This window comes from Rhizobacter sp. (genome assembly GCF_031412495.1).
Classification (GTDB): Bacteria; Pseudomonadota; Gammaproteobacteria; order Burkholderiales; family Burkholderiaceae_C; genus Schlegelella_A.
Map to the genome: position 1 here is coordinate 1 of NZ_JANODC010000152.1, position 6,665 is coordinate 6,665.

The 6,665-nt window shown below is 71.4% G+C and carries 8 protein-coding genes; 5 read left to right on the plus strand and 3 right to left on the minus strand.

The window, feature by feature from the left end:
* Window positions 1-592: methylenetetrahydrofolate reductase (locus AC30N0_RS05520; protein WP_489516925.1), on the plus strand; the 592-nt coding region annotated here is incomplete at its 5' end.
* Window positions 593-600: 8 nt separating this feature from the next.
* Here the strand turns inward: AC30N0_RS05520 and AC30N0_RS05525 are convergent.
* Window positions 601-1,188: a 5-formyltetrahydrofolate cyclo-ligase gene (locus AC30N0_RS05525; protein WP_489516926.1), complete on the minus strand. Its 588-nt coding sequence runs from the start codon at window positions 1,186-1,188 to the stop codon at window positions 601-603.
* Complete coding sequence (locus tag AC30N0_RS05530) at window positions 1,112-1,474, minus strand: DUF2917 domain-containing protein (protein ID WP_489516927.1); 363 nt, start codon at window positions 1,472-1,474, stop codon at window positions 1,112-1,114. The genes AC30N0_RS05525 and AC30N0_RS05530 overlap by 77 nt, the downstream gene beginning before the upstream one ends.
* A gap of 90 nt (window positions 1,475-1,564) precedes the next feature.
* On the opposite strand from AC30N0_RS05530, the gene AC30N0_RS05535 reads away from it, so the two are divergent.
* Window positions 1,565-2,533 (plus strand): LysR substrate-binding domain-containing protein, encoded by a 969-nt coding sequence (locus AC30N0_RS05535; protein WP_489516928.1) that lies wholly within the window; start codon window positions 1,565-1,567, stop codon window positions 2,531-2,533.
* A gap of 10 nt (window positions 2,534-2,543) precedes the next feature.
* Here the strand turns inward: AC30N0_RS05535 and AC30N0_RS05540 are convergent, their stop codons facing one another.
* Window positions 2,544-3,131 carry a 5-formyltetrahydrofolate cyclo-ligase gene (locus tag AC30N0_RS05540; protein ID WP_489516929.1) on the minus strand — a complete coding sequence of 196 codons (588 nt, stop codon included), beginning with the start codon at window positions 3,129-3,131 and terminating at the stop codon, window positions 2,544-2,546.
* A 105-nt stretch (window positions 3,132-3,236) separates the two neighbouring features.
* Here AC30N0_RS05540 and AC30N0_RS05545 point away from each other — a divergent pair, with 105 nt between their 5' ends.
* The 3 genes from AC30N0_RS05545 to AC30N0_RS05555 all read left to right on the plus strand — a co-directional run.
* Window positions 3,237-5,231 (plus strand): lytic transglycosylase domain-containing protein, encoded by a 1,995-nt coding sequence (locus AC30N0_RS05545; protein WP_489516930.1) that lies wholly within the window; start codon window positions 3,237-3,239, stop codon window positions 5,229-5,231.
* A 67-nt stretch (window positions 5,232-5,298) separates the two neighbouring features.
* Window positions 5,299-6,258, plus strand: coding sequence for a complex I NDUFA9 subunit family protein (locus AC30N0_RS05550; protein ID WP_489516931.1), 960 nt, complete (start codon window positions 5,299-5,301; stop codon window positions 6,256-6,258).
* Between the two features lie 35 nt (window positions 6,259-6,293).
* The coding region (locus tag AC30N0_RS05555) for a glutathione S-transferase N-terminal domain-containing protein (protein WP_489516932.1) at window positions 6,294-6,665 on the plus strand (372 nt) is incomplete at its 3' end.

Consider the following 6,665-nt stretch of genomic DNA (forward strand, 5'->3'; position numbering starts at 1 on the left):
GATCCTCGCCACCTACCGGGCGCAGAAGATCCGCCGCCTGGTCGCGCTGCGCGGCGACCTGCCGAGCGGCAGCGGAACCGCCGGCGAATTCCGCTACGCGAGCGAGCTGATCTCGTTCATCCGCGAGACGCAGGGCCGCGACTGGCTGATCGAGGTCGCCGCCTATCCCGAGTACCACCCGCAGCAGCGGTATGCGCGCCGCGACCTCGAGCACTTCGCCCGCAAGGTGAAGGCCGGCGCCGACTCGGCGATCACCCAGTTCTTCTTCAACCCCGACGCCTACTTCCACTTCGTCGACGAAGTGCGCGCGCTCGGCGTCGACGTACCCATCGTCGCCGGCATCATGCCGTTCCACAACTACGCCAAGATCGCCCAGTTCGCGGCCCGCGACGGCATCGAGATCCCGCGCTGGATCGCGCTGAAGATGGAAGGATTCATGGACGACACGGCGTCGATCCGGGCCTTCGGCATCGACGTGGTGGCGCGCCTGTGCGAGCGGCTGATCGCCGGTGGCGCACCGGGCCTGCACTTCTACACCCTGAACCAGTCGGGGCTGACGCTCGAGATCTGCCGTCGCCTCGCGACTCCCTGAGCGGCGGCTCAGGGCCGCTGCCACATCACGCCGTCTTCGGTCAGCAGGGCGTCTAGGGGCAGGTCGTCGGGCGACGAACGCAGCATCGGCAGGAAGCCATGCGTGTAGCTGACGCCGACGGTGACCGGGCGCGGCGACAGGGAACGCAGGGTCCGGTCGAAGAAACCGCCGCCGTAGCCGAGGCGAACGCCGCCGGGGCCGAAACCGAGGCACGGCACGATCAGCATCTCGGGCAGGAACTCGTCGGTGCCCTTGGGCTTGGGAATGTCGTAGGCGTCGAGCTCGGTCTCGCAGCCCGGGTACCAGACGTGGAAGCGGAGCGACTTCGTCTCGCGGTCGGCGACCGGCAGGCCGATCCGGCGCAGGCTGCCGTCACCTGCGCCCTCGGTCCAGCGGTAGAGCGCCGGCAGCGGATCGAACTCGCCCTTGATCGGCCAGTAGGCGCCGATCGATGTCTCGCGGCGGCCGATGAGCCAGGCGCGCAGGATCTGCTGCAGCTGGACGGCGCGCTCGAGCCGGTCAGGCAGCGCCTGCCGAGCCGCGACGAGCTTTTTCCGCAACGAGTCGCGGTCGCTCGCCTGCTTGTGATCGTCCATCCGGCCTCCTGGGGTGGCCGGCATTGTGCAAGAGGCTGCGCCAGCGCTCGAGGAGGCCGCGCGGCTCCCAGACGATGCGAGCCGGCGCGCCAGCCGCGTCCCACGCCTCGACGAGGATGTCGCCGGGCGGAACCCGGATGGCGTCGCCGGCGCGCAGGAAGTGGTCGTCCGGGTCGCCGCTGCGGGTGAGCCAGACCTGGCCGGCCTCGACGCGGAGCGTTCCGCCGTGGCTGCCAAGGTGGGAGGCGCCTTCGTAAAGGGACCAGGACTCTTGCGCTTTCATCATCGTCTCCTAGGCCAACCGACGCCGCTATGATGCTGCTTTCACCTGCAGGAATCCAATGAATTGCGCGCCGCGCATTGATGCTCAAAGCACATGAATGCACATTCAAGACGGCCACTCTCGCTGGGCAACCTCCGGGCCTTCGAGGCGGTCGCCCGGACGCTGAGCTTCAACGTCGCCGCGGACGAGCTGCACGTCACCCAGTCGGCGGTCAGCCGGCAGATCAAGGCCCTCGAGGAAGAGCTCGGCGCGCAGCTTTTCGTGCGCGGCACCCGCCACGTGCAGATCGCGCCGGACGGGCTCGTCCTGCTGCGCGCGGTCGGGCCGCTGCTAGGCAAGCTCGACGCCAGCGTGCAGCAGATCCGGCGCGCGCGCAGCCGGCAGCGCGTCAGCGTCACCACCTTCGCCTCCTTCGGGTCGCTGTGGCTACTGCCGCGCATCGAGGGCTTCCAGCGTCTGCATCCGGACATCGACATCCGCGTCTCGGCGCACGACGCGATCGCCGACCTGGACGATCCCGAGCTCGACCTCGCCCTGCGCTACATGCAGTCGGCGCCCGGCGCGCCCGGCGCCGTCCACCTCTTCGACGAGACGCTGACGCCGGTGGTCAGCCGCGGCCTGTGGGAACAGGTCCGCAGCGGCGCCGCGCCCGCCCTCTCCACCCCCGCCGACCTGGCCCGCCACACCCTTCTCGAGGAAGACGATGACCGGCCGAGCACCCAGTTCCTGAGCTGGCGACACTGGTTCGAGTGCCAGGGCCAGGCGCAGGCGCAGGCGGGCCGCTGGCTGTCGCTCAACTTCACCTACCAGCAGGTGCAGGCCGCCCTGGCCGGGCACGGCGTGGCGCTCGGCCGCGTCCCGCTCGTCTACGAGGCGATGCAGCGCGGCGAGCTGGTCGAGCCGTTCGGCGCGGCCGGGCGCATCGGCAGCCCCTTCTCGTACTGGATGCTCGTTGCCCCGGGCAGCCGCGCCCGGCCCGAGGTGCAGCAGTTCAGCGCCTGGATCGAGGCGCAAGCGGCCGCGACGCAGGCGGCCGTCGGCGAGATCCGCAGCGACTGCTGACGTTCGTCGGCTAGACCACGCCGCGCTCGGTGACGATGCAGGACAGGGTCACGTCGTGTCCCCGAGCCGCGAAGGTCGCCCGATCGATCTCGGCGAAAGACCAGGCGACGCCGACCGCGACCACGTGCGGATGCGCCGCCAGCCAACGGTCGTAGTAGCCGCCGCCGTAGCCGAGCCGGTGCCCTTCGCTCGTGAAGCCGACGCAGGGGACGACGACGACGTCAGGTAGCACGAGGGCTGGCTCGACGGAAGCGATGCCGCACTCGTCGACGAGCGTCGGCTCGGCGCCGTCCCAGCGGCGGAACTCCAGCGCGGGCGGATCGCGGCGTGCATATGGCAGGGCGCGCTGCACTTTCTGCAGCCCCTCGTTGGCAGCGAGCGCGACGGCTGCGTTAAATTCCGATCGCACGGGCCAGTAGAGCCCGAGGCACTCGGGCTCCAGCCGGACCAGGGTGTCGCGAAGATGGCCGGCCAGGGCGTCGGCGGCGGCGCCGAATGCGGCCGAGCCGACGAAGGCGTGCCGTTCGCCGAGCAGCCGGGCCCGCAAGGCCGGCCGCTCTGCAAGCGCAGGACTCGGCGGCGGGGGCGCGGTGTTCACGACTCGATCAGGACCTCAGTGACGACTTCAGCTCTTCCCGATTCAGTATATGGGTCGCCCCTGCGCCGCGCGCCGGCGCGGGCCGGGGGCACCGCGCCGTTTCCGATGCTCGCGGCGCTCCTCGCCGCCGCCATCACCGCGCTGGCGCTGCCGCAGCCGGTGCGGGCGCAGAGCTTCGACACCACCTTGCTCGAGGCGCGCGAGGCCTTCCGCAAGCGCGACCGCGTCCGCCTGGCGCAGCTGCGCGCCCAGGCGCAGGCCGAGAAGAACCCGCTCGCCCTCTGGGTCGAGTACTGGGAGCTGACCCACCGGATCGGCGAGATCCACCCGGCCGAGTTCACGGCCTTCGCCGAGCGATGGAGCGGCAGCTACGTCGAGGACCGAATGCGCAACGACTGGCTGCTCGAGCTCGGCAAGCGCCGCGACTGGAGCAACGTCGCCGCCGAGTTCCCGCGCTTTCGCATGAACGACGACCGGGAGGCGACGTGCTACTGGCTCGTCACCGAGCAGCTCGCCGGCCGGGACGTGAAGGAGACGGCGCTGGCCGCCTGGCTGGCGCAAAAGGAGGCCGACGACGGCTGCGCCACCCTCGCCGCCACGCTCAGGGAAGCCCGGGGCCTCGGCACGGCCGACATCTGGAAGAAGGTGCGCCTGAGCGTCGACGCGGGCAAGCCGAAGGCGGCGCGGCAGGCGGCGGCCCTGCTGTCCGAAGGCGTCGGCGCTGCCGTCGGCGAGCTTCTCGACTCGCCTGCGATCTACCTGGCCAAGAAGGCATCGACCACCACCCGGAACGAGGCCGAGCTGGCGACCCTGGCGCTGGTCCGCATGGCCCAGAGCGACAGCGATGGCGCTGCCGTGCTGCTCGCCGACCGCTGGGAGCGGGCCCTGCCCGCCGAGCTCGCGTCGTGGGCCTGGGCCAGCATCGGCCGGCAGGCGGCGACGAAGCTGCAGCCCACTGCCGCCGATCACTTTCTGCGCGCCGGGCGGTTGCTGGGCAAGACCACGCGCGAGATCGAGCTGCCCGACGAGACGCTGGCCTGGAAGGTGCGCGCCGCCCTGCGCGCCGACAACGGCCGCACCCGATGGCAGCAGGTGATCCAGGCCATCAACGCGATGACGCCGGCCGAGCAGAAGGACCCGGCGTGGCTGTACTGGAAGGCGCGCGGCCTGAGGGCCATCGCCCGGGACTCGCAGGACAGCGAATCCCTGCTCGCGAGCAGCCGCGAGCTGTTCGCCGAGGCGGCCGGCCAGATGAATTTCTACGGTGCCCTGGCGGCCGAGGAACTGGGCCAGCCGCAGGCGCTGCCGACGCGGGCGGCGCCGCCGACGCAAGCCGAGAAGGACGCGGTCACGACGAACCCGGGCTTGGTCCGCGGCCTGGTCCTGGTCTCGATCGGCCTGCGCGGCGAGGGCGTGCGCGAATGGAACTTCTCGATCCGGGGCATGAGCGACCGCGAGCTGCTCGCCGCGGCCCAGTACGCCTGCGAGCGCCAGATCTGGGACCGCTGCATCAACACCAGCGAGAAGACGAAGTCCGAGGTCGCGCTGGAGCAGCGCTTCCCGACGCCGCTGCTGCCCGAGGTGTCGGCACGGGCCAAGGAGATCGGCCTCGACCCCGCCTTCGTGTACGGGCTCATCCGGCAGGAATCGCGCTTCATCATGGACGCGCGCTCGCACGTCGGCGCCTCCGGCCTGATGCAGCTGATGCCGGCGACGGCACGCTGGACGGCGAAGAAGATCGGCCTGCCGTACTCGCCATCGCTCATCACCGACCGCGACACCAACCTGCGCCTGGGCAACGCCTACCTCAAGCTCGTGCTCGACGACATGGGCGGCTCGCAGGCGATGGCCGCGGCCGCCTACAACGCCGGCCCCGGGCGGCCGCGCAAGTGGCGCGAAGGGCCGGTCCTCGATGCCGCCGCCTGGGTCGAGAACATCCCCTTCACCGAGACGCGCGACTACGTCAAGAAGGTGCTGTCCAACGCCACCTACTCCGCGGCCCTGCTCGGCACGAAGGGCACGTCGCTGCGCGCCCGCCTCGGGCGCACGGTCGGGCCGCCCGACCCCAACGCACCGCCGCCGGAGAAGGACCTGCCCTGACGCCTCGCGGAGGCTCGGCGAGAATCGCCGCCTTGCCGGCGCTTGCAGCCGGCGCGACCGGTCCGCCATGCTCAATGTCCTCGTCCTCGGCGCCACCGGCTTCGTCGGCCACAGCGTCTGCGAAAAACTGGTGGAGCGCTCCGGCGGCGGCGCCGACGGCTTCATCCGCATCGCGACCCGCCGCATCGCCCGCGCCAAGCCCCTGCAGCTGCTGCCCACCGCCGAGATCGCGGTCGGCGACGTGCACCATGACGCGGCGCTCGCGCACATGCTGCGCGGCGTGCATGCCGTCATCAACCTGGTGGCGGTCCTGCACGGCAACGAGGCCGAGTTCGAGCGGGTCCATGTGCGACTGCCGCAGCGGCTCGCCGCGGCCTGCGCGCGCGCCGGGGTGCGCAGGATCGTCCACGTCAGCGCGCTCGGCGCGGCCACCGACGCGCCGAGCCGCTACCTGCGCTCGAAGGGACGCGGCGAGGCGGCGCTGGCCGGGGCCGGACTCGAGCTCACCGTCTTCCGCCCTTCGGTCATCTTCGGCGCCCGCGACCGCTTCCTGAACCTGTTCGCCAAGCTGCAGGCGATCTTCCCGGTCATGCCCCTGGGCGGCGCCGATGCCCGTTTCCAGCCGGTGTGGGTGGAGGACGTGGCCGCCGCCATCGTGCAGTCGCTCGACGACCGTTCGACGATCGGCCTGACGATCGAGTGCTGCGGTCCGCGCCAGTACACGCTGCAGGAACTCGTCGAGGCCGCCGGGGCCTGGTCCGGTCATCCGCGGCGCGTGCTGGCGCTGCCGGCCTGGCTCGGCCGCCTGCAGGCGCTGACCATGGAGTGGCTGCCCGGGCCGACCCTGATGTCGCGCGACAACCTCGACTCGATGCGCGTGCCCAGCATCGCCGGCGGCAAGCTGCCCGGCCTGGACCGCCTCGGCATCGAGCCGACGCCGCTCGAGGCCATCGCGCCGCAGTACCTCGGCGAGGCGACCGAGGAGGCGCGAATGCAGGCCTGGCGTTCGCGGGCGCGGCGCGGCTGAGTAGCATCGGCGGCCCGAACGCTCGACGAACGCCCGTGCTCCAACTCTACATCGGCAACAAGAACTACTCGTCCTGGTCGATGCGTGCCTGGCTGCTGCTCCGGCACAGGGGCATCGCCTTCGAGGAGAAGCGCCTGCGCCTGGACTGGGACGAGGGTTCGGACTTCAAGAAGACGCTGTACGCGATCGCGCCCACGGGCCGGGTGCCGCTCCTGGTCGACGACGGCTTCGCCGTCTGGGATTCGCTCGCCATCGCCGAGTACGTCGCCGACCTGCACCCCGACAAGGCCTTGTGGCCGCGCGACCGGCGCCAGCGCGCGCGGGCGCGCAGCCTCTGCGCCGAGATGCATTCCGGCTTCGCCGAGCTGCGCGGCACGTTCGGGATGAACGTCGAGGCGTCGCTGCCC